This is a genomic window from Azospirillum sp. ST 5-10 (assembly GCF_051225715.1).
GTDB lineage: Bacteria > Pseudomonadota > Alphaproteobacteria > Azospirillales > Azospirillaceae > Azospirillum.
In genome coordinates this window covers 1-22,331 of record NZ_JBPJSP010000042.1, presented here as the reverse complement: position 1 = coordinate 22,331, position 22,331 = coordinate 1, and the positions used below count along the sequence as shown (strand labels likewise).

18 protein-coding genes and 1 pseudogene are annotated in these 22,331 nt (G+C 71.5%); 13 read left to right on the top strand and 6 right to left on the bottom strand.

Going from position 1 to position 22,331, the window contains the following annotated elements; genetic code table 11:
• Positions 1-274 precede the first annotated feature (274 nt).
• Positions 275-3,127 carry an excinuclease ABC subunit UvrA gene (gene uvrA, locus ACSBPG_RS29235; RefSeq protein WP_435540778.1) on the top strand — a complete coding sequence of 951 codons (2,853 nt, stop codon included), beginning with the start codon at positions 275-277 and terminating at the stop codon, positions 3,125-3,127.
• Between the two features lie 44 nt (positions 3,128-3,171).
• On the opposite strand, the gene ACSBPG_RS29230 is transcribed toward uvrA, so the two are convergent.
• The gene (locus ACSBPG_RS29230) at positions 3,172-4,104 is read right to left on the bottom strand and encodes a diacylglycerol/lipid kinase family protein (protein WP_435540777.1); all 933 of its coding nucleotides are present in this window, start codon (positions 4,102-4,104) and stop codon (positions 3,172-3,174) included.
• A 203-nt stretch (positions 4,105-4,307) separates the two neighbouring features.
• Between ACSBPG_RS29230 and ACSBPG_RS29225 the strand changes: the two genes are divergently transcribed.
• The gene (locus ACSBPG_RS29225; protein WP_435540776.1) at positions 4,308-5,093 is read left to right on the top strand and encodes a UDP-2,3-diacylglucosamine diphosphatase; all 786 of its coding nucleotides are present in this window, start codon (positions 4,308-4,310) and stop codon (positions 5,091-5,093) included.
• Complete coding sequence (locus ACSBPG_RS29220; protein WP_435540775.1) at positions 5,090-6,103, top strand: glycosyltransferase family 4 protein; 1,014 nt, start codon at positions 5,090-5,092, stop codon at positions 6,101-6,103. The genes ACSBPG_RS29225 and ACSBPG_RS29220 overlap by 4 nt, the downstream gene beginning before the upstream one ends.
• Before the next feature lie 32 nt (positions 6,104-6,135).
• Here the strand turns inward: ACSBPG_RS29220 and ACSBPG_RS29215 are convergent, their stop codons facing one another.
• Complete coding sequence (locus ACSBPG_RS29215; RefSeq protein WP_435540774.1) at positions 6,136-6,534, bottom strand: GxxExxY protein; 399 nt, start codon at positions 6,532-6,534, stop codon at positions 6,136-6,138.
• Between the two features lie 182 nt (positions 6,535-6,716).
• Between ACSBPG_RS29215 and ACSBPG_RS29210 the strand changes: the two genes are divergently transcribed.
• From ACSBPG_RS29210 to mlaD, 6 genes are all read left to right on the top strand, one after another.
• Positions 6,717-8,003 carry a 3-deoxy-D-manno-octulosonic acid transferase gene (locus tag ACSBPG_RS29210; protein WP_435540773.1) on the top strand — a complete coding sequence of 429 codons (1,287 nt, stop codon included), beginning with the start codon at positions 6,717-6,719 and terminating at the stop codon, positions 8,001-8,003.
• Positions 8,000-8,980: a tetraacyldisaccharide 4'-kinase gene (gene lpxK, locus ACSBPG_RS29205; protein ID WP_435540772.1), complete on the top strand. Its 981-nt coding sequence runs from the start codon at positions 8,000-8,002 to the stop codon at positions 8,978-8,980. Before ACSBPG_RS29210 ends, lpxK begins: the two co-directional genes overlap by 4 nt.
• The gene (locus tag ACSBPG_RS29200; protein WP_435540771.1) at positions 8,980-9,888 is read left to right on the top strand and encodes a lipid A biosynthesis lauroyl acyltransferase; all 909 of its coding nucleotides are present in this window, start codon (positions 8,980-8,982) and stop codon (positions 9,886-9,888) included. Before lpxK ends, ACSBPG_RS29200 begins: the two co-directional genes overlap by 1 nt.
• 94 nt (positions 9,889-9,982) lie before the next feature.
• Positions 9,983-10,636 carry a LysE family transporter gene (locus ACSBPG_RS29195; protein WP_435540770.1) on the top strand — a complete coding sequence of 218 codons (654 nt, stop codon included), beginning with the start codon at positions 9,983-9,985 and terminating at the stop codon, positions 10,634-10,636.
• A 118-nt stretch (positions 10,637-10,754) separates the two neighbouring features.
• Positions 10,755-11,147: an NADH:ubiquinone oxidoreductase subunit NDUFA12 gene (locus tag ACSBPG_RS29190; protein WP_435540769.1), complete on the top strand. Its 393-nt coding sequence runs from the start codon at positions 10,755-10,757 to the stop codon at positions 11,145-11,147.
• A 62-nt stretch (positions 11,148-11,209) separates the two neighbouring features.
• Positions 11,210-11,695: an outer membrane lipid asymmetry maintenance protein MlaD gene (gene mlaD, locus ACSBPG_RS29185; protein WP_435540768.1), complete on the top strand. Its 486-nt coding sequence runs from the start codon at positions 11,210-11,212 to the stop codon at positions 11,693-11,695.
• 16 nt (positions 11,696-11,711) lie between these two features.
• Here mlaD and ACSBPG_RS29180 read toward each other — a convergent pair whose 3' ends face one another.
• Both ACSBPG_RS29180 and ACSBPG_RS29175 read right to left on the bottom strand, forming a co-directional pair.
• Positions 11,712-11,888, bottom strand: coding sequence for a hypothetical protein (locus ACSBPG_RS29180; protein ID WP_435540767.1), 177 nt, complete (start codon positions 11,886-11,888; stop codon positions 11,712-11,714).
• A gap of 121 nt (positions 11,889-12,009) precedes the next feature.
• Positions 12,010-15,399 (bottom strand): SNF2-related protein, encoded by a 3,390-nt coding sequence (locus ACSBPG_RS29175; protein WP_435540766.1) that lies wholly within the window; start codon positions 15,397-15,399, stop codon positions 12,010-12,012.
• A gap of 151 nt (positions 15,400-15,550) precedes the next feature.
• Here ACSBPG_RS29175 and ACSBPG_RS29170 point away from each other — a divergent pair, with 151 nt between their 5' ends.
• Positions 15,551-17,782, top strand: coding sequence for a DNA topoisomerase (locus ACSBPG_RS29170; RefSeq protein WP_435540765.1), 2,232 nt, complete (start codon positions 15,551-15,553; stop codon positions 17,780-17,782).
• On the opposite strand, the gene ACSBPG_RS29165 is transcribed toward ACSBPG_RS29170, so the two are convergent.
• Entirely contained in the window at positions 17,779-18,690 is a 912-nt protein-coding gene (locus ACSBPG_RS29165) for a sugar kinase (protein WP_435540764.1), read from the bottom strand. The genes ACSBPG_RS29170 and ACSBPG_RS29165 overlap by 4 nt on opposite strands.
• 11 nt (positions 18,691-18,701) lie before the next feature.
• Entirely contained in the window at positions 18,702-20,504 is a 1,803-nt protein-coding gene (locus tag ACSBPG_RS29160; protein ID WP_435540763.1) for an IlvD/Edd family dehydratase, read from the bottom strand.
• A gap of 95 nt (positions 20,505-20,599) precedes the next feature.
• Between ACSBPG_RS29160 and ACSBPG_RS29155 the strand changes: the two genes are divergently transcribed.
• The 3 genes and pseudogenes from ACSBPG_RS29155 to ACSBPG_RS29145 form a co-directional block, all read left to right on the top strand.
• Positions 20,600-20,890, top strand: coding sequence for a hypothetical protein (locus ACSBPG_RS29155; protein WP_435540762.1), 291 nt, complete (start codon positions 20,600-20,602; stop codon positions 20,888-20,890).
• Between the two features lie 181 nt (positions 20,891-21,071).
• Positions 21,072-21,725 (top strand): hypothetical protein, encoded by a 654-nt coding sequence (locus ACSBPG_RS29150; protein WP_435540761.1) that lies wholly within the window; start codon positions 21,072-21,074, stop codon positions 21,723-21,725.
• Positions 21,726-22,223: 498 nt separating this feature from the next.
• Positions 22,224-22,331, top strand: a pseudogene (locus tag ACSBPG_RS29145) (flagellar motor switch protein FliG); the annotation flags it as partial.

Genomic DNA, 22,331 nt, shown 5'->3' with positions numbered 1-22,331 from the left:
AGCGGGGCAACGAAGCACGGGCCGGGCCGCGGGGTCAACCGCCGCCGAAGCGTCACTCCCACCGGCCCGGGCACACCCGCCCGTCCCGCCCAGAAAGAACACTTCGGGAACAAATATAGCAGATCCCGGCCGGCCACGGAAACGGAATCCTGCACCCGCTGCAGGGCAACCCCGCGCCGGTGGCAATCCGCGCCCACCCCGTCCATATCTGTGCCGGCCCACGCCGGGCACCTCGGGCCTTCCCTTCGCCACCACTTTCGGCTAAGAACGCCTCATGAACAAGCACATCAGCGTCCGCGGCGCGCGGGAACACAACCTCAAGAACGTCGACGTCGACCTGCCCCGCGACCAGCTGATCGTCATCACGGGGCTCAGCGGCTCGGGCAAGTCGTCGCTCGCCTTCGACACCATCTACGCCGAGGGGCAGCGCCGCTACGTCGAGAGCCTGTCGGCCTACGCCCGCCAGTTCCTCGAACTGATGCAGAAGCCGGACGTCGAGTCCATCGAGGGCCTGTCGCCGGCGATCTCCATCGAGCAGAAGACGACGTCGAAGAACCCGCGCTCCACCGTCGGCACGGTGACGGAGATCTACGACTACATGCGCCTCCTGTGGGCGCGGGTCGGCATCCCCTACTCCCCGGCCACCGGCCTGCCGATCGAGAGCCAGACCGTCAGCCAGATGGTCGACCGGGTGATGGAGATGCCGGAAGGCACCCGCCTGCTGCTGCTCGCCCCCTTCGTGCGCGGCCGCAAGGGCGAGTACCGCAAGGAGATCCAGGACCTGCGCAAGCGCGGATTCCAGCGCGTGCGGGTCGACGGCACCATGCACGAGATCGACGAGGTGCCGGCCCTCAACAAGAAGCTCAAGCACGACATCGAGGTGGTGGTCGACCGCCTGGTGGTGCGCGAGGGGCTGGGCAACCGCCTCGCCGATTCGCTGGAGACGGCGCTCGCGCTGGCCGACGGCATCGTCTTCGTGGAGAACGCCGATTCGGGCGAGCAGACGGTGTTCTCCCAGAAGTTCGCCTGCCCCGTCTCCGGCTTCACCATCCCGGAGATCGAGCCGCGGCTGTTCTCCTTCAACAACCCGTTCGGCGCCTGCCCGGCGTGCGACGGGCTGGGCTCCAAGATCTACTTCGACCCGCTGCTGGTGGTGCCGGACGAGCGGCGGTCGCTGGCCAAGGGCGCCGTCGCGCCGTGGGCCAACTCCTCGTCCAAGTACTACGACCAGACGCTGGAGAGCCTGTGCCGGCACTTCGGCGTGTCGATGGACACCCCGTGGGCCGACCTGCCCGAGGAGGTGCGCGGCGCCATCCTGTTCGGCAGCGGCGGCGCGCCGGTCACCATGACCTACGACGACGGCCTGCGCCACTACCAGACCCACAAGGCGTTCGAGGGCATCGTCAACAACCTGGAGCGCCGCTACCGCGAGACCGACAGCTCCTGGGTGCGCGACGAGCTGAGCAAGTACCAGTCCTCGCAGCCCTGCGAGACCTGCAAGGGGGCGCGCCTGAAGCCGGAGGCCCTGGCGGTCCGGATCCGCGACCTCCACATCTCGGCCGCCGCCGAGATGTCGATCGCCGAGGCCGGCCGCTGGTTCTCCACCCTCAACGAGCACCTGCGCCCCAAGGACCGCGAGATCGCCCACCGCATCCTCAAGGAGATCAACGAGCGCCTGGGCTTCCTCAACGCGGTCGGGCTCGACTACCTGACCCTGGCGCGCGGCTCCGGCTCGCTGTCGGGCGGCGAGAGCCAGCGCATCCGGCTGGCCTCGCAGATCGGCTCCGGCCTCACCGGCGTGCTCTACGTGCTGGACGAGCCGTCCATCGGCCTGCACCAGCGCGACAACGACCGCCTGCTGGCGACCCTGCGGCGGCTGCGCGACCTCGGCAACACGGTGCTGGTGGTGGAGCACGACGAGGACGCCATCCGCTCCGCCGACTACCTCGTCGACATGGGGCCGGGGGCGGGCGCCCACGGCGGCACGGTGGTCGCCCAGGGCACGCCGGCCGAGGTGCAGCAGAACCCCGCCAGCCTGACCGCCCAGTATCTCAACGGCAGCCGCGGCATCCCCGTGCCGGCGACCCGCCGCCCCGGCCACAAGGGCCAGTTCCTGGAGGTGGCGGGCGCACGCGCCAACAACCTGCGGAACGTCACGGCACGGGTGCCGCTGGGCACCTTCACCTGCGTCACCGGCGTGTCCGGCGGCGGCAAGTCGACGCTGGTGGTGGAGACGCTCTATAAGGCGGTGGCGCGCTCGCTGATGGGCGCGCGCGAACACCCGGCCGAGCACGACGCGCTGCACGGCCTGGAGCACCTGGACAAGGTCATCGACATCGACCAGTCGCCGATCGGCCGCACGCCGCGCTCCAACCCCGCCACCTACACCGGCGCCTTCACGCCGATCCGCGACTGGTTCGCCGGCCTGCCCGAGGCCAAGGCCCGCGGCTACGGCCCCGGCCGCTTCTCCTTCAACGTCAAGGGCGGGCGCTGCGAGGCGTGCCAGGGCGACGGCGTCATCAAGATCGAGATGCACTTCCTGCCCGACGTCTACGTCACCTGCGACGTCTGCCACGGCAAGCGCTACAACCGCGAGACCCTGGAGATCCTCTACCGCGACAAGAGCATCGCCGACGTCCTCGACATGACCGTCGAGGAGGGCAAGGACTTCTTCAAGGCGGTGCCCGCCATCCGCGACAAGCTGGAGACGCTGGAACGGGTCGGTCTCGGCTACATCCACGTCGGCCAGCCCGCCACCACCCTGTCGGGCGGCGAGGCGCAGCGGGTCAAGCTGTCGAAGGAGCTGAGCCGGCGGGCCACCGGCCGCACCCTCTACATCCTCGACGAGCCGACGACCGGCCTGCACTTCGCCGACGTGGAGAAGCTGCTGGAGGTCCTCCACGCCCTGGTCGACCAGGGCAACACGGTGCTGGTGATCGAGCACAATCTGGAGGTCATCAAGACCGCCGACTGGATCCTCGACCTCGGCCCGGAGGGCGGCACCGGCGGCGGCGAGATCGTCGCCGAGGGCACGCCGGAGGACGTGGCGCGGGTCGAGCGCAGCTACACCGGCCACTACCTCGCGCCGTACCTGCAGGCGCGCCCGAAAAGGAAGAAGCGGGCATAGCACGGGTCCCGCCGCGACGGTGCGCAGGCCGGGTGGCGCCCGGCCTACGCCACCAGCACCGGCAGGGTCCAGGGTGAGACGGCGATCTCCGCCGGCAGGCGGGCGATGACGTCGCCGTCGCCCTGCACCGCGTCGCCGGCCGGCCCCTCGATGACGACCCGTTCGGCGGGAACCACGACGAAGTCGCGGAAGTGCTTCAGCCGTCCCGCGGTGACGCCCCAGACGTAGCGGATGGCGTTCCAGCGCCCCAGGCCGGGGAACAGGCAGACGTGCAGGCGCGGGTCGGTCAGGCAGGCGTCGGGGGCGCAGACGAAGGTGCCGCCGTAGAAGTGGCCGTTGGCGACGATCACCGACGCCACCTCGTGCACCGTTCCGTCCACGGTGACGCGGTAGCGGCGCTCCCGGTCGGCCGCCAGTTGGCTGAGCGTCTCCAGCACGTAGGCCCCCTTGCCGATCAGCCGCTTGACGCCGGAATCCACCCGCTCGACCACCTGGGCGTCGAGGCCGGCGCCGGCCATCATGGCGAAGCAGCGGCCGTTGGCGACGCCGAGATGGATCGGCCGCTCGGTCCCCATGGCCAGCACGCCGGCCGCCGCCGCGGGGTCCAGCGGCAGGGCGAGTTCGTGGGCCAGCACGTTGGCGGTGCCGAGCGGCACCACGCCGAGCGGGATCGCCGCGGCCTCGGGCCCGCGCGCCGCCAGCCCGTTGATCGCCTCGTTGATCGTCCCGTCGCCGCCGGCCACCGCCACGGCGTCCCACGACCCCGGGGCGAGGCTGCGGGTCAGCGATTCGGCGTCGCCCCGGCCGGTGGTGGCGTGGACGGTCACCGCCGCCCCGTAGCGCTGCGCCAGCGCCTCCACCGCGGCGCGCAGCCGCCGCGTGCGCCGGGCCCCGGCCACCGGATTGTGGATCACCAGGACGCGGCGGCGCGGCAAGGCGGTCGGCCGCTGCACGAGTTCAGCAGAGAGAGCCTTCAACGGTCGTTCCTTCCACGGCTGCGTTCGCCAATGTTACGAAACTATTACAATAAAAAGAAAGCATCGTGACGAATATATGCGCCTTGCGCAAAATGATGGCGTGGTTAGTTCGTCCTTCTGAGAAGGATTGTCAAGGGGCACATTTAGATGTATAGCGACCTTCATCTGACAATCCCTTGTCGCACCAGGGACGGAGTGCGGATATGGACGGACCCTTTGGCGTGAAGCGCTACCGGAGCATCTGGATCTCCGATGTCCATTTGGGGACCCGGGGCTGCAAGGCCGATTTGCTGCTCGACTTCCTCAAGCACAACGAGTCGGACTACCTGTACCTGGTCGGCGACATCGTCGACGGCTGGCGGCTGCGCAAGAGCTGGTACTGGCCGCAGGCCCACAACGACGTCGTCCAGAAGATCCTGCGTCGCGCCCGCAAGGGCGCCCAGGTCGTCTACATCCCCGGCAACCACGACGAGGCGGCCCGCGAGTACGTCGGGCTGCAGTTCGGCGGCGTCCAGGTGATGGAGGAGGCGGTCCACGTCGGCGCCGACGGGCGGCGCTACCTCGTCATCCACGGCGACCAGTTCGACGCCGTGGTGAAGTACGCCAAGTGGCTCGCCCTGATCGGCGACCACGCCTACGTGATCCTGCTCAACGTCAACACCGCCTTCAATTGGGCCCGCCGCAAATTGGGCTTTACCTACTGGTCCGTATCCGCCTATCTCAAGCACAAGGCCAAGAGCGCGGTGGAGTACATCGGCAAATACGAAGAGGCTTTGGCCGAGGAGGCGCGGCGGCGCGAGGTTGACGGCATCATCTGCGGCCACATTCACAACGCAGAGATGCGGGACATGGAAGGCGTACTCTATTGCAACGACGGCGATTGGGTCGAATCCTGCACCGCTTTGGTCGAGCACGACACCGGCGAGCTGGAAATCATCAACTGGGCGGAAGTCTTGCGTCGCCGGGACACGGTCAAGGCGGCCGCGTGAACATCCTGATCGTCACCGACGCCTGGCACCCGCAGGTCAACGGCGTCGTGCGCACCATCGCCACCGTGCGCGCCGAGCTGGAGCGGATGGGACACGTGGTCGAGGTGATCGGCCCCGACCGCTTCCGCACCATTCCGATGCCGACCTATCCGGAGATCCGCCTGGCGCTCGGTGCCGGCCGTCGCCTGCCGGCGATGATCGACGCCATCCGCCCCGACTGCATCCACGTCGCCACCGAGGGGCCGCTGGGCCACGCCGCCCGGCGCTACTGCCTGAAGCGGGCCATCCCCTTCACCACCGCCTACCACACCCGTTTCCCCGAATACGTGCGCGACCGCGTGCCGATCCCGCTGGCCGTCAGCTACGCCGTGGTGCGCCGCTTCCACAAGCCGGCGGCGGCGGTGATGGTCGCCACGCCGTCGATCGAGCAGGACCTGAAGGCGCGCGGCTTCACCAACATCCGCCGCTGGACCCGCGGCGTCGACACCGAGCTGTTCCAGCCCCGCGACCACGACGTTCCGGCGCTGCTCGCCGCTCTGCCGCGGCCGCTCCTGATGTATGTCGGCCGGGTGGCGGTCGAGAAGAACCTGGAGGAGTTCCTGAAGATCCCGGGTCTGCCGGGCACCAAGGTGGTGGTCGGCGACGGCCCGGCGCGGGCCGAGCTGGAGGCGAGATATCCCGGCGTCGTGTGGTGCGGCGCCAAGCACGGCGAGGAGCTGGCGCGTCATTACGCCGCCGCCGACGTCTTCGTCTTCCCCTCGCGCACCGACACCTTCGGGCTGGTCCTGCTGGAGGCGCTGGCGTCCGGCGTGCCGGTGGCCGCCTACCCCGTGCCGGGGCCGCTCGACGTCATCAACGGCACGCCGGTGGGCTGTCTGAACGCCGACCTGAAGCACGCCATCGAAAGCGCCCTGACGGTCCCCCGCGACCGCTGCCGCGAATACGCCCTCGGCTTCTCCTGGCGCAAGTCCGCCGAACAATTCCTCGCAAACCTGCGACCGTTCACATAGGTGCGGATCGAGAACGCGAAGTATGCAAGAATTCAAGGTCTGTGTCTCGCACAGATTACTCTGCGTATTCCCTGCTTTACCAGCGGCACGTTGAAATTTATCAGGAGACCAAGCCGCAGCCCCGTCAATTTGAGATACGTGTATAGTTGAACCTCGTGGAGCTGCAGAAGCAGCTCGACAGCCTTCAGCTCGACGATAACCGAATTTTCGACCAGAAGATCGAGGCGAAAACCGGCCTCGATGAAGCGGTCCCGGTAGCGCAGCGGGACGGTCTTCTGCCGTTCGCACGCCAGTCCACGCGCCCACAGCTCGGCGGCGAGGCATTCCTCGTACGCCGATTCCAGGAGCCCAGGGCCAAGCGCACGATGCACTTGGACCGATGCGTCCACAATTTCGGTTGCAACACTCTCCGTTCTGTCGTCCGGTGCCACCGCACACCCCCTTCCTGCACGTCGCCTGCGCGCATATTGCCTTTCATACTTCCATTCTTCGCGTTTTTCATGAACATCTCCCCTAGGCATCCCGGCGCTTCGATTCCCGCCCCTCGGCGTGCTAAGGTCCGGCCGCCGCGGGGGAGACTGGCGGCGCGCGTGACCAGAAGCTTCCGATCCACATGCTCCACCTCCTGTACCGCGGCCTGACGACCATCGCCGGGCCGGCGGTCCGCCTGTACCTCGACCGCCGCCGCGACGCCGGCAAGGAGGACCCGGCCCGCCAGGGCGAGCGGCTGGGGCATCCGGCCCACCCGCGCCCGGACGGTCCGCTGGTGTGGGTGCACGCGGCCAGCGTCGGCGAGGCCAATTCGGTCCTCGTCCTGGTGGAGCGGCTGCTCGCCGACTGTCCCGGCGCCCACGTGCTGATGACGACGGGAACCGTCTCCTCCGCCGACCTGATGGCCCGGCGCCTGCCGCCGCGGGCCTTCCACCAGTACGTGCCGGTCGACCTGCCGGCCGCGGTCGACCGCTTCCTCGACCATTGGCGCCCCGACCTCGCCCTGTGGATCGAGTCCGAGATCTGGCCCAACCTGCTGCACGGCATCCGCCGCCGGGCCATCCCCGCCGCCCTCGTCAACGCCCGCCTGTCGGCGCGGTCGTACGCCCGCTGGCGGTGGCTGCCGCGCGTCTCCACCGACCTCCTCTCCACCTTCCGCATCGCCCTGGCGCAGACCGAGACCGACGCCGAACGGCTGCGGGCGCTCGGCGCGCCGGCGGTGTCCTGCGTCGGCAACCTGAAGTTCTCCGCCGCCCCGCCGCCCGCCGACCCGGCGGCGCTGGCGGCGCTGGCCGCGGCGGTCGCCGGGCGGCCGGTCTGGCTGATGGCCAGCACCCACGCCGGCGAGGAGGAGATCGCCGCCGGCGTCCACGCCGCCTGGGCCGATCGCCTGCCCGGCCTGCTGACCGTGGTGGCGCCCCGCCACCCGCACCGCGGCCCGGCCGTCGCCGAGGCCCTGGCCGCCCGCGGCCTCGACGTGGCGCGCCGCGCCGCCGGCGCCCTGCCCGGCCCGGCCGACGCCGTCTACGTCGCCGACACGCTCGGCGAACTCGGCGTGCTCTACCGGGTGGCGCCGGTGGTGTGCATGGGCGGCTCCTTCGTCCCGCACGGCGGCCAGAACCCGGTGGAGCCGGCGCAGCTCGGCTGCGCCGTGCTCTACGGCCCGCACATGTGGAACTTCGCCGAGATCACCGACCGGCTGGAGGCCGCCGGCGGCGCCCTGGCGCTGGCCGACGCCGCGGCGCTGGGCGACGCAGTCGGCCGCCTGCTCGCCGACGCGGCGGCCCGCGCCGCGGTGGTCGACGGCGCGACGCGGGTGACCGCCGAGAACGCCCGCATCGTCGACCGCGCCATGGCGGTGCTGGCGCCGCTGCTGGCGCCCCTGCACGGCCGGACCGTCACGCCATGAGGACGCCCGCCTTCTGGTACCGGCCGGCCGGCGCCCTGGCCGGCCTGCTCACCCCGGCGGGCGCCCTCTACGGTCTCGCCGGCCGGCTGCGCCAGGGCCGTGTCGCCCCGCAGCGGGCCGCCGTGCCGGTGCTGTGCGTCGGCAACCTGGTCGCCGGCGGCGCCGGCAAGACGCCGGTCGCCATCGCGCTGCTCGCCGCGCTGGCCGACCGCGGCATCGTCGCCCACGCCCTGACGCGCGGCCACGGCGGCCGGGAACGCGGGCCGCTGGCCGTCGACCTCGCCCGCCACGACGCCGCGGCGGTGGGCGACGAGGCGCTGCTGCTCGCCGCCCACGCGCCGACCTGGGTGTCGCGCGACCGCGTCGCCGGGGCGGCCGCGGCCGCGGCCGCCGGCGCCGGCGCCGTCGTCATGGACGACGGCTTCCAGAATCCGCACCTGCACAAGGACCTGGCGCTGGTGGTGGTCGACGGCGCCGTCGGCTTCGGCAACGGCCGCCTGATCCCCGCCGGTCCCTTGCGCGAGCCGGTGGCGCGGGGCCTCGCCCGCGCCGACGCCGTGGTGGTGACCGGGGAGGACCGCGCCGGCGTCGCCGCCCTGGCCGCTCCCCTGCCCGTCCTGCACGTCCGCCTGCAGCCGGCCGCCTCGGCGGCCGGCCTTGCCGGCCGGCGGGTGCTCGCCTTCGCCGGCATCGGCCGGCCGGAGAAGTTCGTCGCCACCCTGCGCGAGATCGGCGCCGTCGTCGTCGACGCCGTCGCCTTCCCCGACCATCACCCCTACGCGCCGGACGAGGTGATGCGGCTGATCGACCGCGCCGCCGCCCGCGGCGCGGTGCCGGTCACCACCGCCAAGGACGCCGCCCGCCTGCCCGAGGAGGCGCGCGCCATGATCCGCGTGGTCCCGGTGCGGGCGGTGTGGCAGGACGCCGCGGCGCTGGCGGCGCTGCTCGACCGGGTGGCGCCGATGGGAGCCGCCTGATGGCCCGCCCCCGCAGCCCGGTCGCGCGCTGGCTGACCCGCACCCTGTTCCACCCCCTGGAGGCGGCGCTGGCCCTCGGCTTCTGCGCCCTGTTCCGGGCCCTGCCGGTCGACGCCGCCTCGGCGCTGGGCGGCTGGATCGGCCGCACGGTCGGGCCGTGGCTGCCGGGCACCCGGCGCGCCCGCCGCAATCTCGTCCGCGCCTTCCCCGAGAAGACGCCCGCCGAGGTCGCGCGGATCATCCGCGGCATGTGGGACAACCTCGGCCGCACCATGGCGGAGTACCCGCACCTCGACACGATCGTCACCACCGGCCCCGGGGGCCGGACCGAGGTGCGGGGCGCGGAGCACGTCGACGCCCTGCGCGACGACGGCCGCGCCGGCCTGATGGTGTCCGGCCACCTCGCCAACTGGGAGGTCCTGCCGATGGCGGCGCGCGAGCGCGGGCTCGCGCTGGCGGTGGTCTACCGGGCGCCCAACAATCCCATGGTGGACCGGCTGCTGGTGCGGCTGCGCGGGGCCGCCGCCGCGACCCTCCTGCCCAAGGGCGCGGAGGGGGCGCGGGCGCTGGTCCGCCTGCTGGCCAAGGGCGGCCACGCCGGCCTGCTGATCGACCAGAAGATGAACGACGGCATCGCCGTCCCGTTCTTCGGCCGCGACGCCATGACCGCCCCCGCGGCGGCCCAGCTCGCCCTGCGCTTCGGCATCCCGCTCCACCCCGTGCGCACCGAGCGGCTGGGCGGCGCACGGTTCCGCGTCACCGTGCTGCCGACCCTGGACGTGCCCGCCACCGGCGACCGGTCCGCCGACGTCCGCGAGGTGATGGTGCGGCTGAACGCGCAGCTGGAAGCCTGGATCCGCGAGCGCCCGGAGCAGTGGCTGTGGCTGCACCGGCGCTGGCCGGACTGACGGCGGCACCCCTGCGCGCATCGCATGGGACAACGGGCCGCCGGAACGCTAGGCTTCGCCGTCCCTCCGTTCCGCGACCGCACGCCAGGACGCCATGCCGCTCGATCCCCACCTGCTGCAACTGTACCTCGTCGCCGCCCTGCTGCTGATCGTGGCGCCGGGGCCGGATTCGCTGCTCGTGCTGTCGCGCAGCCTGAGCGACGGACGGCGGGCCGGCTTCGTGGCGACCGCCGGCATCACCGCCGGCAACCTGATCCAGGCGCTGCTCGCCGCCGTCGGCGTGTCGGCGCTGATCGCCGCGTCGCCGCTCCTCTTCGACGTGCTGCGCTACGCCGGCGCCGCCTATCTCGCGTGGATCGGCGGCCGCGCCCTGTGGGCCGCCGTGGCGGCGCGGCGGGGGGGACACACGGCCGTGCCGGCGGCGGCGCCCGCCTCGATGCGCGCGGTCTTCGCCACCGCCCTGCTGACGAACCTGCTGAATCCCAAGGTGATCCTGTTCTATCTCGCCTTCGTGCCGCAGTTCGTGGCACCGGAACGGGGAGCGGTGGCGCTGCAGACCTTCCTGCTCGGGCTGATCCTCGGCGCCGGCGGCTGCCTCTTCCTGCTGGCCATCGCCGCGGCGAGCGCCGGCGCGGCGCGCGCCGTGCTGACCAGCCGGCGCATGCAGGTCGTCCTCGACGGCCTGTGCGGCGTCCTCTTCCTCGGCTTCGCCGTGCGCCTGCTGCTGACCGAACGGCGTTTCGCCTGAGCGGCGGCGATCCGCCGGGGCCGGTGCCGAGACAGTGGACGGGGCCGACCCCGGGTGTCATAGTGCGCCCGCATTTCCTGGGGCCCCTCGCGGGCCGGAACCCCGAGTACGGCCGACGATGAGCGAAAAGATCTCCCTCATTTCCCGGATGGCCAACATCCACATCAACTTCGTAACGTGGCGCCGGGGAGCGCTGGTCGGCACCGACCGCTTCGGCAACAAGTACTACCGCGACAAGAAGGCCAACGGGTCGCGGCGGGAGCGGCGCTGGGTCATCTACGCCGGCGAGCCGGAAGCCTCCAAGGTGCCGCCGGAGTGGCACGCCTGGCTCCACCACACGGTGAAGGAGCCGCTGGCCGAGAAGAACAGCCCCTACCACAAGCCGTGGCAGCAGGAGCACGAGCCGAACCCGTCGGGTTCGCTGCACGCCTACCGTCCGCCCGGCCACGTGCTGGAAGGCGGCGAACGCATGCGCGCCACCGGCGACTACGAGCCCTGGACCCCGGCCTGAGGCCGGGTCCGTACGAGCCAACATCCCCGGCTCCCGTGCCGGGGCCGCGGCAGGAAACTCCCATGCGCCGGAACGTGATCGAAACCGTGCTGGGCGGCGTCGTGCTGGTCGTCGCCGCCTTCTTCCTCGTCTTCGCCTACACGAGCGCCGACCTGCGCCGCGTCGACGGCTACCCGCTGACCGCCAACTTCTCCAGCATCACCGGCCTGCAGAACGGCGCCGACGTGCGCATCAGCGGCGTCAAGGTCGGCACGGTGACCGGTCTGACCCTCGACCCCGCCAGCTACCAGGCGGTGGTGCACCTGTCGGTCGACCCGGACATCCAGCTGCCGGCCGACACCGCCGCCATCGTCGCCAGCGAGAGCCTGCTGGGCGGCAAGTTCCTGTCGCTGGAGCCCGGAGGCGAGGAGGAGAAGATCGCCGCCGGCGGCCGCATCCAGTACACCCAGAGCACCCCCGGCCTGGAGCAGCTCCTGGGCCAGGTGATCTTCAGCCTGCAGAGCGGCGGCAACAGGAACGACGGCGGCGGCGAAGCGCCGAAGATGTGACGGGCCGCCCGCCGCCTCACACCGCGAGCAGCAGCACCAGCAGCCCGACCAGCAGGACCGCCCCCAGGATGATGCTGGTGCGGCCGAGCCGGCCGGTGCTGTCGACATCGGTGTAGGGACCGCCGCCGCCCGTCGCCTCGGGGCGGTGGTCCGACGCGGGGTCCCGGCCGGACGCTTCCGGACGCTGTGCCATCGCGCTCTCCTTCCCGTTCATGACCGTCGCCAGGGCCAACAGGCGCGCGCCGCGCGCCGTTGCGGCCATGCCGGGCGCCGCACGCCCGCCGCGTTCCAGCGCCCCTTCCCCGGACGGCGTCCTATTCCTCGCCTTCGTCCGCCTTGAACAGGAAGTCGATGTCGTCGCCGGCCAGCGCGCCGGCCAGGCCGGCGCCCTCCACCATGGCGGCGGACAGGTTGCCCTTGCGCCGCTGCAGCTCGAGGATGCGCTCCTCCACCGTGCCGGCGGCGATCAGCTTGTAGACGAAGACCGGCTTGTCCTGGCCGATGCGGTAGGCACGGTCGGTGGCCTGGTCCTCGGCGGCCGGGTTCCACCAGGGATCGTAGTGGATCACCGTGTCGGCGGCGGTCAGGTTCAGGCCGCGCCCGCCGGCCTTCAGGCTGATCAGGAACACCGGCACCTCGCCGGCCTGGAAGCGCGCCACCGGCGTGGCGCGGTCCGCCGTCTGGCCGGTCAGCTCCACGTAGGCGACGCGCGCCTTGTCCAGCTCCGCCTTGATCAGGTCGAGCATGGCGGTGAACTGGGAGAACACCAGGATGCGCCGCCCCTCCGGCACCATCTCCGCCAGCATGGCGGTCAGGCTCTCCAGCTTGGCGCTCTCGTGGACGCTGCGGGCCGCGGGAATCTTCACCAGACGCGGGTCGCAGCACACCTGGCGCAGCTTCAGGAGGGCGTCGATCACCGTGATGGCGCTGCGCGACAGGCCGCTGGCGGCGATGGCGGCGCGCACCTTCTCGTGCACCGACAGGCGGATCGTCTCGTAGAGGTCGCGCTGGGCGCGGTCGAGATCGATGCGCAGCACGATCTCGGTCTTGGGCGGCAGCTCCTTCGCCACCTCCGCCTTGGTCCGGCGCAGCAGGAAGGGGCGGATGCGGCGCAGCAGCAGCTTGGCGCGGGTGGCGTCGCCGCGCTTCTCGATGGGGGTGCGGAAGCGCTTCTGGAAGCCCTTGCGGTCGCCCAGCAGGCCCGGCATCAGGAAGGCGAACTGGCTCCACAGCTCGCCCAGGTTGTTCTCCACCGGCGTGCCCGACAGGCACAGCCGGTGGCGGGCGCGCAAGGTGCACACCGCCCGCGTCGCCTTGGAGTCCGGGTTCTTGATCGCCTGCGCCTCGTCGAGCACGACGAGGTGCCAGGTGCGCCCCTGCATCACCTCGGTGTCGCGGGCGACCACGCCGTAGGTGGTGACGACGATGTGGGCGCGGTCGATCTCGTGGCGCCGCCCGTGGCGGTCCAGCCCGTGCAGGACCAGCACCCGCAGGTGCGGCGTGAAGCGGCGCGCCTCGTCGACCCAGTTGGGCACGAGGCTGGTGGGGACGACGATCAGGCAAGGGTCGGTCAGCCGCCCCTCCGCGTGCTCCAGGGCGACGTGGGCCAGGGTCTGGGCCGTCTTGCCCAGGCCCATGTCGTCGGCGAGGATGCCGGCGACGCCGCCGGCGCGCAGGCTCTGCAGCCAGGCCAGGCCGTCGCGCTGGTAGTCGCGCAGGGTGGCGCGGAAGGAGGCGGGCACCTCGACCGCCGGCAGCGCCCCGGCGTCCTGGATGCGGCGGAGATAGGCGTCGATCCGCGGCGATTCGTCGGGGCGGCGGGCGATCAGGTCGTCGATGTCGACCAGCGCGTCGGCTTCCGCCAGCGGCATGCGCAGGGCTCCGTCGGCGCGGGTGCCGGCGGCCAGCATCGCCTCCAGGACGCTGAGGAGCCGCTGCACCCGGTCGGCCGGCAGGGCCAGCACGGTGCCGTCGTCCAGCACGATGTGGGCGCGCCCGTCGACGACGCGGGCGGCATCCATGCCGCCGCGGTCCACCAGCAGCGCCAGGATCGGCAGCAGCGGCCGCCGCTCCCCGTCGATCTCGACGCCGACGTCGAGGTCGAACCAGCCGTCGCCGGCGTCGCGCACCGCCACGGCCACGGCGTCGCCGGCGTCGACGACGCGGGCGCCGAAGCCTTCGTCCGCCTCGACGCTCCACCCCTCGGCGCGCAGCGCCGGGACGTGGACGGCGACGAAGTCGCGCCAGCGCTCCGCCGCGTCGCGCCCGGTCATCCAGTGGACGCGGGTGCCGCGGGCGTTCAGCGCGCCGCGCGGCGGGTCGATCCGCCCCTGGGTGAAGCCGAGCGCCGCCAGCCGGTCGAGCGCCGCCCGCTCGACGGCGGCGTCGCGGCGGACGAACAGCACCTCGCCGCCGCTCTCGACGCGGGCGAACTGGCGCTGGTCGTCGGCCTCCACCGGGGCCGGGGCGCCGGGCTCGCCGTAGTCGAAGGTGAGGCGCAGGGCGTCGACCAGCCCGTCGGTCGGCGCCACCACCCGGCCCAGCCGCACCGCCACCGCGGGCGCCCGTTCGACGATGGTCGGCTCGTTCGCCGACGGGCGCGGGGGCGGCGGCGGGTCGGCACGCCGGGGCGCCGGAGCCGGCCTCGCCCGGGCGGCCGGGCTCGCCGTCTTCTTGCCGGGCGGCTCAGCCACCCTCTTGCCGGGCGGCTCCGCCGTCCTGGTCCTGGGCGTCTCCACCACCTGGAGCTCGACCGGGCAGAGCTGACCGGCCTTGGGATCGACGCACCAGGTGGCGAAGCCGCGGATCAGCGCGCCGCCTTCGGGCAGGCCGGTGGCGCGCAGCTTGCGCGAGCCGGCGTCGCGGAAGGCGCGCAGGGTGCGCACCGGCCCCTCGACGAGGGGAACGCCGGTGCGCCAGCGCAGGCGGCCGGTCTCCAGCAGGCGGCGCAGGATGCGGTCGATCGCCTCGCCGCGGCCCTTGGCGACCGGGGTCCGCACCACCCCGCCGCCGCCCAGCAGCCGCGCCACAGCGCGGTCGGCGTCGCCCGCCGCATCCCGCCCGGCGCGGGCGATCACCTCGCGCGGCGCCGCCGGCAGCGGCGGCGCGTCCTCGTCGCCCTCGGCGTACAGGCCGGCGGAGACGAACATCGCCACGTCGTCGCGCCCGGCCTCGACGGTCCACCGCGCACGCCAGACCGGCGCCGGCTTCGGTTCCGGCTTCGGTTCCGGGGTCGGCGCCGGTGACGGTCCGGCCTCCGGCGGCGAGACCGGCGCCGGCAGCGGCTTGTCCCGCCGTCCGGGTTCCGGCTTCGCCCCGGCCGGCGGCGCGCCCATCAGGTCGAGCAGCGAGGCCTGCCGCCACTCCGGCCGGGTGTCGAGGGCCAGGAGCAGCGCCGCCGCCATGTGGGCGCAGGACGACCGCCCGCAGGCGCAGTGCCGCTCGAAGCCGACACGCCGCCCCCGCGCCGTCGGCGTGACGGTGACGGCGAGCGCGCGCCCGAGGTCTTCCACCGTCGCGACGATCCGCCCCGGCGCATCGCCGAGTCGCACCGCGCCGGCGAGGATGAGGGTGCGGCCGCGCTGGACGGTCCGCGGCTCGAAGACGCGGGCCAGGTCGTCCTGCGCAAAGGTCACGGCCGGCGCCGCCGACGGCTCCGGCTCCTCGAACGGCAGGGACGGTGTGCGATGGAACAAGGACGGCATGCAGGGCCCTGCCCCGTCGATGGGGCGGCTGGGTGCGGGGCAACGGGGGGCCGCTGTAACCCACTCGGACCGCCCGCGTCAAACGTTCTTGCTCCGTTCACGCTGCCGTCCTAAGGTGGGGCGAACGGTCGGACGACGCCGCGGGCTTCACATGGCAACCCTGATCATCACGGAGAAGAGCAGCCAGGCCAAGGACCTGCGCGCCGCGCTGGGCAGCCGCCACGGCGCCATCCTGCCGGCCGAGGGCCATCTGCTGCGCCTCGCCGAGCCGGAGGAGGTGGACCCCGCCTGGAAGCGCTGGGCGCCGGTGCTGCTGAAGCCGGACGGCCTCTTTCCCACCCGGCCCGACGGCCACGGCAACAAGCCGGCCAAGCTGAAGGCCATCGCCGCGGCGCTGAAGGGCTGCGAGGAGGTCATCCTCGCCACCGACTGCGACCGCGAGGGGCAGCTCATCGGCCAGGAGATCCTGGAGCATCTCGGCTATCGCGGCCGGGTGCGGCGGGCCCTGTTCACCGCCCAGGATCCCAAGACCATCCGCGACTCCTTCGCCCGCCTGAAGCCGAACGAGGCGATGCGCTCCCTCTACGAAGCGGCGGTGGCGCGCCAGCAGGCCGACCAGATCTTCAACCTGACCCTCACGCGCACCGCCACCAAGACCTTGCTGGCGCCGGGCACCCGCGGGGTGATCGGCATCGGCCGGGTCAAGACGCCGACGCTCGCCATCGTCTGCATGCGCGAGCTGGAGATCCGCGACTTCAAGCCGGAGGACTATTTCGAGGTGGTGGCGACGGCCACGGTCGCCGCCGGCTCCTTCCGCATGCGCCACGCGCCGCCGCCCAAGGACCGCATCAAGGAGCGGGCGCGGGCCGAGGCGGTGGCCGCCGCCGCCGACGGCCACGCCGGGCCGCTGGCGGTGAGCATCGAGGAGCGCCGGCAGGCGCCGCCCAGGCTGTTCGACCTGCCGTCGCTGCAGAAGACCTGCGGCCAGCGCTGGGGCTGGAGCGCCGAGCGCACCCTGTCGGTGGCGCAGGAGCTCTACGACGGCGACGGCAAGAAGCTGATCACCTATCCCCGCGCCGAGGCGCGCTACCTCGCCGAGAACCAGGTCGCCGACGCGCCGGCCATCGTCGCCGCCCTGACCCGGCTGCGCGGCTTCGCCCATCTGGAGATCCGCCAGCCGGTGATCCGCCGCGGCAAGTCCGGCCATTTCTGCGACCGGGCGCTGGAGGGCGTCTCGCACCACGCCATCGTTCCCAACGTCAACGTGCTGGACGACCTGGAGCCGCGGCTGGCCCGCCTGTCGGAGGACGAGAAGAAGCTGTTCGCGCTGATCTGCCGCTCCTACCTCGCGGCGGTGATGCCCGACTACGAGTACCGCCAGACCACCGCGACCATGGCGGTGCCGGTGCCGGGCGGCGCGCCGGCGCCCTTCCGGGCGACCGGCCGCATCCCGCTGCGGCTCGGCTGGAAGGCGGTCTACACCGCCGCCGAGCAGCAGGACGGCCCGCCGGCTCCCGACGACGAGCAGGAGCTGCCGGCGCTGCGCGACGGCGAGACGGCGACCCTGACCGAGCCCAAGGTGGAGGCCAAGCGCACCCAGCCGCCGCCCCGCTACAACGAGGGCACCCTGGTCGACGCCATGCAGAACGCCTGGCGCTTCGTCGAGGACCCGGCGCTGCGCGACCGCCTGAAGGAGGCCAAGGGCATCGGCACCCCGGCCACCCGCGCCGAGGTCATCAAGGGGCTGAGGCGGCAGAACCTGCTGGGCGCCGACGGCAAGTGGCTGGTGCCGACGCCGGCCGGCCTCGCCCTCTACGAGACGCTGCGGGCGGCGGCGCCGGTGCTGGTCGATCCCGGGACCACGGCGGTCTGGGAGATGCGGCTGGACGAGGTGGTGACCGGCCGTGCCGACTTCCGCGCCGTCATCGACGCCATCGCCGAGGAGGCCGGCCGGCTGATCGGCACGCTGCAGGGCGGCGGCGCCCCCATCGACCTCGGCGCCCCGGCCGCCGGGGTGAGGGGACGGCGGCGGGGCGTCGGCAAGGGATCGCGGCGCCAGCCGGCCGCCGCCGCACCGCCGCGCCGGCGCGCCCCGACCGAGAAGATGCTGGCCTTCGCCCGCACCCTGGCCGAGCGCAAGCAGGTGCCGCTGCCCGACGAGGCGGCGCAGGACTTCGAGTCCTGCCGCCGCTTCCTCGACGCGCACGCCGGCGGCACGGCGGCCGCGACAACCATGACCCCTCGCCCGTCCCCGGCGGGGAAGGGAGGAGCCCGGCCGGCGGCCGGGAAGGCGGCGGCCGGGAAGGCGGCGGCCAAGCCCCGCCGGACGGCGAGCCGTCGTGCGGCGGACACCGGCGGCGTCGGTCCTTCCGCCAGGACCTAGAGCGGCAGGATGGCGCCGCGCACCTGGACCACGCGGCCGGCGGTGGCGTGCCCCTGCGCCGCCGCCTCCCGCGGGTCCAGCCCGGAGAGCCGGCCGGCGAGATAGGCGCCGTTGAAGGAATCGCCGGCCGCCGTGGTGTCGACCACCCGCGCCACCGGCAGCGGCGCCAGCCAGGAGCGTTCGCCGGCGGCGGAGATCAGCGCCGCCTCGGGCCCGCGCTTGACCACCACCTCCGCAACCCCCAGCGCGTGCAGGCGCGCGGCGGTCGCCGCGGCGTCGGAGTCGCCGAACAGCGCGGCCTCGTCGTCGAAGGTGGGCAGGGCGATCGTCGCCCGCCGCAGGGCCTCGGTCAGCGCCCGCTGCGCCTCCCCGGGCGACGGCCACAGGCGGGCGCGGTAGTTGCCGTCGACGGCGACCGCCCCGCCGCGGGCGCGCACCCGGTCGAGCAGCCCCATCAGCCGCGTGCGCGCCGCGGCGTCGAGGATCGCCAGGGTGATGCCGGAGAGATAGACGAGGTCGTAGTCCGCGAGCGCCGCCAGCCGGGCCAGCGCCTCGTCGCCGTCCAGCATGGACCGGGCGGCGGCGGCGCTGCGCCAGTAGTGGAAGGTGCGCTCCCCCTTCCCGTCGAGGACGATGACGTAGAGGCCGGGGGTGCGGCCGGGCAGCCGCGCCACCAGGCCGGTGTCCAGCCCCTGCTCGGCGAACCAGGCGGCCATGCGGTCGCTGAAGGGGTCGTCGCCCAGCGCCGTGACGTAGCTGACCCGCCCGGTCCCCTCGGGCAGCGCCCGGTGCAGGTAGACGGCGGCGTTCAGCGTGTCGCCGCCGAACGCCTGGCTGTAGAGCCCGCCGCCGGGCTCGGTCTCCTGCATTTCCACCATGCACTCGCCGATGGACGCGATGCGTTTCATGGCGGTCCCTCTCAGTGGGAATGCCGGGGCGGCCCGCGCCGCTCCAGCACCTGCAGGTAGGCGGTGGCCGGCTCCAGGCAGGCGCCGGTGGACAGTTGTCCGGTCATGCTTCGGTAGATCTCCTGCCAGGGTGTGGCGTTCTTGGGGGCCGGCAGAGTGAGGGCGTCGCGGCGGCGTTGCAACTCCCCATCCTCCAGCAGCACGTCGACCCGGTTGCGGGTGAGGTCCAGGCGCACCACGTCGCCGGTCCTGAGGAGCGCCAGACCGCCGCCCACCGCCGATTCCGGCGAGGCGTTGAGGATCGACGGGCTGGCCGAGGTGCCGCTCTGGCGGCCGTCGCCCATGGTCGGCAGCTCGGCGATGCCGGCGCGGATCAGGGCGTCGGGCGGCTGCATGTTGACCACCTCCCCCGAGCCGGGGTAGCCGATGACGCCGCAGCCGCGGATCACCAGGATGCAGTCCTCGTCGACGTTCAGGGCGGGATCGTTGATGCGCGCCCGGTAGTCCTCCGGGCCGTCGAAGACGACGGCGCGCAGCTCGGCCACGTTCTCGCGGCCGGCCCGGGCCAGATAGCGCGTGCGGAACGCCTCGGAGATGACCGACACCTTCATCACCGCCGAGTCGAACAGGTTGCCGGTCAGCACGACGAACCCGGCCTTCTCCTTCAGCGGCCGGTCGAAGGGGCGGACGACGCGGCGGTCGGGTTCCGGGCGCCCCTCCAGGGTCTCCGCCACGGTGCGGCCGGACACCGTGCGGCAGCCGCCGTGCAGCTTGCCGGCGCCCAGCAGTTCCGCCATCACCGCGGGCACGCCGCCGGCGCGGTGGAAGGCCTCCCCCAGATACTCCCCGGCGGGCTGGCAGTTGACCAGCAGGGGCAGGTCGGCGCCCACCCGCTGCCAGTCGTCGAGCGACAGCTCCACGCCGATGTGGCGGGCGATGGCGATGAGGTGCGGCGGGCAGTTGCTGGACGCGCCGATGGCCGAGGCGACGGCGATGGCGTTCTCGAAGGCCTCCTTGGTCAGCACGGCCGACGGGCGCAGGTCCTCGTGCACCATGGCGACGATGCGCCTGCCGGTGGCGAAGGCCATCTGCGCGCGCTCCCGGTAGGGCGCGGGGATGGCGGCGCAGCCCGGCAGCGACATGCCCAGCGCCTCGGCCAGGCTGTTCATCGAGAGGGCCGTCCCCATGGTGTTGCAGTGGCCGGCCGACGGTGCCGAGTCCGCGGCGATCTCCATGAACTCGGCATAGTCGATCTCGCCGGCGGCGTGGCGGCGGCGGCCGTCCCAGATCGCCTTGCCCGAGCCGACGAGGCGGCCCTTGTGGTGGCCGTCCAGCATCGGTCCGCCCGACAGCACGATCGCCGGGATGTCGACGGTGGCCGCCGCCATCAGGCAGGCCGGCGTGGTCTTGTCGCAGCCCGTGGTCAGCACCACCCCGTCCAGGGGATAGCCGTACAGCGTCTCCACCAGGCCGAGATAGGCCAGGTTGCGGTCGAGCGCCGCCGTCGGCCGCCGTCCCGTCTCCTGGATCGGGTGGACGGGGAACTCCAGCGGGATGCCGCCGGCGTCGCGGACGCCGTCCTTGACGCGCTGCGCCAGGTCGAGATGGTGCCGGTTGCACGGGGCCAGGTCGCTGCCGGTCTGGGCGATGCCGATGATCGGGCGCCCGCTCTGCAGCTCGCCCCGGGTCAGCCCGTAGTTGAGGTAGCGCTCCAGGTAGAGCGCGGTCATGTCGGGATCGTGGGTGTCGTCGAACCACTGCCGGCTGCGCAGCCGACGGCCCTCGCCACCGGGTGCCTTGTTCTGATCGTCCATGCCGCTTTCCTCCCAATGCCGCCGATCCAACAGATAGATGGTGCGGATCGCTGCCGTGTCGCGGCGGTCGACGGCACAGAGAGCGGAGGTTCCCCGTGGCACGCGAGGCCGGCGGCATGGGCGCCCGCAACGCACGCCAGGCCGACCTCGTCGCCCGGGTCGCCGCCAACATCGACCGGTTCCGCCACAACCGCGTGTTCGCCACCGGCACCACCGGCGGCTTCACGCACGGCGCCGGACCATCGTTCATGAAGGTAACCGGCGGCACCTCACTCCCTGCAATAAACGGCCAATTAATTACAATTTTGAAACGCAGGAGTGTGCCGCAAAATATTGAGATGCAACAGAATGCATATTGCAGTATGTATCGCAACAATGCGCGTTGAATTCACAATCTATATTCCAAACACACAAACGATTCCACGGCCTAAATAGCAAACCTCTCAAAAATCGATCGCTCATTCGCAAAATGCATGTTGTCGCTTGACGCGACAACATTAGTGTTATATACTTATAAATATAGAATGATAGGCTTCATGCAACGACTCTTCCGCCTGAGAGGGCATAATGAAGAAATGCGCTGGCAGAACCGATCCTGAATTTCCCATGTATTTTGATAGCAAGATTGAAGCGCTTGCCGCATACTTCCGCGAATGGCAGGGTCATAAGATTAAATCTGACGACCTTCTTTACCGGGCGCTGGGAAATGTCTATCGGTTCTCAAAGCAGCTGAGCAATCAGCGAGAGCAATTCATTGCATACGCGAAATCAAAATCTGTGCCGGCGAACAGAAGAAGCACGATATTTCTCGTGTGCACCAAGATCATTTTTCGCACCGACCGCCAGGCCGCCAGCAAGTATGCGGGGGTAATGGCTTTCGCGGAAGCGAATGGCGTGCCCGGCGACACCGAACTGTTCACTCAGTTCGTCAAGTCAAGAGGCGGTATCGAGGCCTGCTTGGCAAGCTGGCGCGCCCAGAACAAGGGCACAAAAATTCAGCACTCCCGCCCCAACCCCAACGGCTCAACGCTGGTCAAAAAGATCAATCGTCTTCCTCTCGTCGAGACCATAGAGGATGTGAAGGATGTCGACGGACATGTCGACGCGTTCATGCTGATCGCCATCCGTAACGAAAAGGGCTCTTTCTCCTTGGTGTCAACCCCCATTCACGACGACAAAATGCTGAAACGAGCGGCGGAGAGGATCTGCAGCGGACGGTGATCCGCGGCCGGCGCGCCGCGCCGGACCACCGATTTCCGACCTGCTGGCGGCCACGAAGCCTTCCTGCGGCGCTCTCCACAAGCCCGACGCTGCCGGCCGGTCACTCGGCCGCCGGAATTCCCGTCCGGCGGATGCCCGCCGGAACGCGCGATCGTTCCGTGCGGATTCCCCCATCTCGCGCGCCGTCCCCTGCAGAACGCCTCGTCAATCGCAAAGAAAAAAGCGACGGCCGTCGGTCGCTTCAATAAAAAATTATCGTATTCAACTTCAAATATCCGCATCTTTATCAGATGTATTGAACATTGCTATTGACTGATGAGCCGTATCATATGTATGTATTTGATCGTAGTAATTTTTAAACTCGCAACGCGTTCAACGGCTTTTCTTTCTGAGAAAGAACTTGGGCTTCCTGAGAATTGATGCCGCGGCAGCGACACGGCCCTCGGAAGTCCGGTTTGCAGCGCATGCCGACGTCTTGCGGACGGGTGAGGAGATTCCATGGCCGTCAAGATAAGGGAAGATTACCGCGCCCTCACCGGTCCGGAGAAGGCGGCGATCATGATGCTGGCCCTCGGGGAGGAGCACGCGTCGAAGCTCTTCACGATG

Excerpts from the sequence above, each read along its gene's own strand:
- lpxK (WP_435540772.1), top strand. The coding sequence starts at position 8,000 with ATGAGGACGCCCGCCTTCTGGTACCGGCCGGCCGGCGCCCTGGCCGGC.
- ACSBPG_RS29195 (WP_435540770.1), top strand. The coding sequence starts at position 9,983 with ATGCCGCTCGATCCCCACCTGCTGCAACTGTACCTCGTCGCCGCCCTG.
- ACSBPG_RS29180 (WP_435540767.1), bottom strand. The coding sequence starts at position 11,888 with ATGGCACAGCGTCCGGAAGCGTCCGGCCGGGACCCCGCGTCGGACCAC.
- uvrA (WP_435540778.1), top strand. The coding sequence starts at position 275 with ATGAACAAGCACATCAGCGTCCGCGGCGCGCGGGAACACAACCTCAAG.
- ACSBPG_RS29190 (WP_435540769.1), top strand. The coding sequence starts at position 10,755 with ATGAGCGAAAAGATCTCCCTCATTTCCCGGATGGCCAACATCCACATC.
- ACSBPG_RS29225 (WP_435540776.1), top strand. The coding sequence starts at position 4,308 with ATGGACGGACCCTTTGGCGTGAAGCGCTACCGGAGCATCTGGATCTCC.
- ACSBPG_RS29200 (WP_435540771.1), top strand. The coding sequence starts at position 8,980 with ATGGCCCGCCCCCGCAGCCCGGTCGCGCGCTGGCTGACCCGCACCCTG.
- mlaD (WP_435540768.1), top strand. The coding sequence starts at position 11,210 with ATGCGCCGGAACGTGATCGAAACCGTGCTGGGCGGCGTCGTGCTGGTC.
- ACSBPG_RS29160 (WP_435540763.1), bottom strand. The coding sequence starts at position 20,504 with ATGGACGATCAGAACAAGGCACCCGGTGGCGAGGGCCGTCGGCTGCGC.
- ACSBPG_RS29170 (WP_435540765.1), top strand. The coding sequence starts at position 15,551 with ATGGCAACCCTGATCATCACGGAGAAGAGCAGCCAGGCCAAGGACCTG.
- ACSBPG_RS29150 (WP_435540761.1), top strand. The coding sequence starts at position 21,072 with ATGAAGAAATGCGCTGGCAGAACCGATCCTGAATTTCCCATGTATTTT.
- ACSBPG_RS29165 (WP_435540764.1), bottom strand. The coding sequence starts at position 18,690 with ATGAAACGCATCGCGTCCATCGGCGAGTGCATGGTGGAAATGCAGGAG.
- ACSBPG_RS29210 (WP_435540773.1), top strand. The coding sequence starts at position 6,717 with ATGCTCCACCTCCTGTACCGCGGCCTGACGACCATCGCCGGGCCGGCG.
- ACSBPG_RS29175 (WP_435540766.1), bottom strand. The coding sequence starts at position 15,399 with ATGCCGTCCTTGTTCCATCGCACACCGTCCCTGCCGTTCGAGGAGCCG.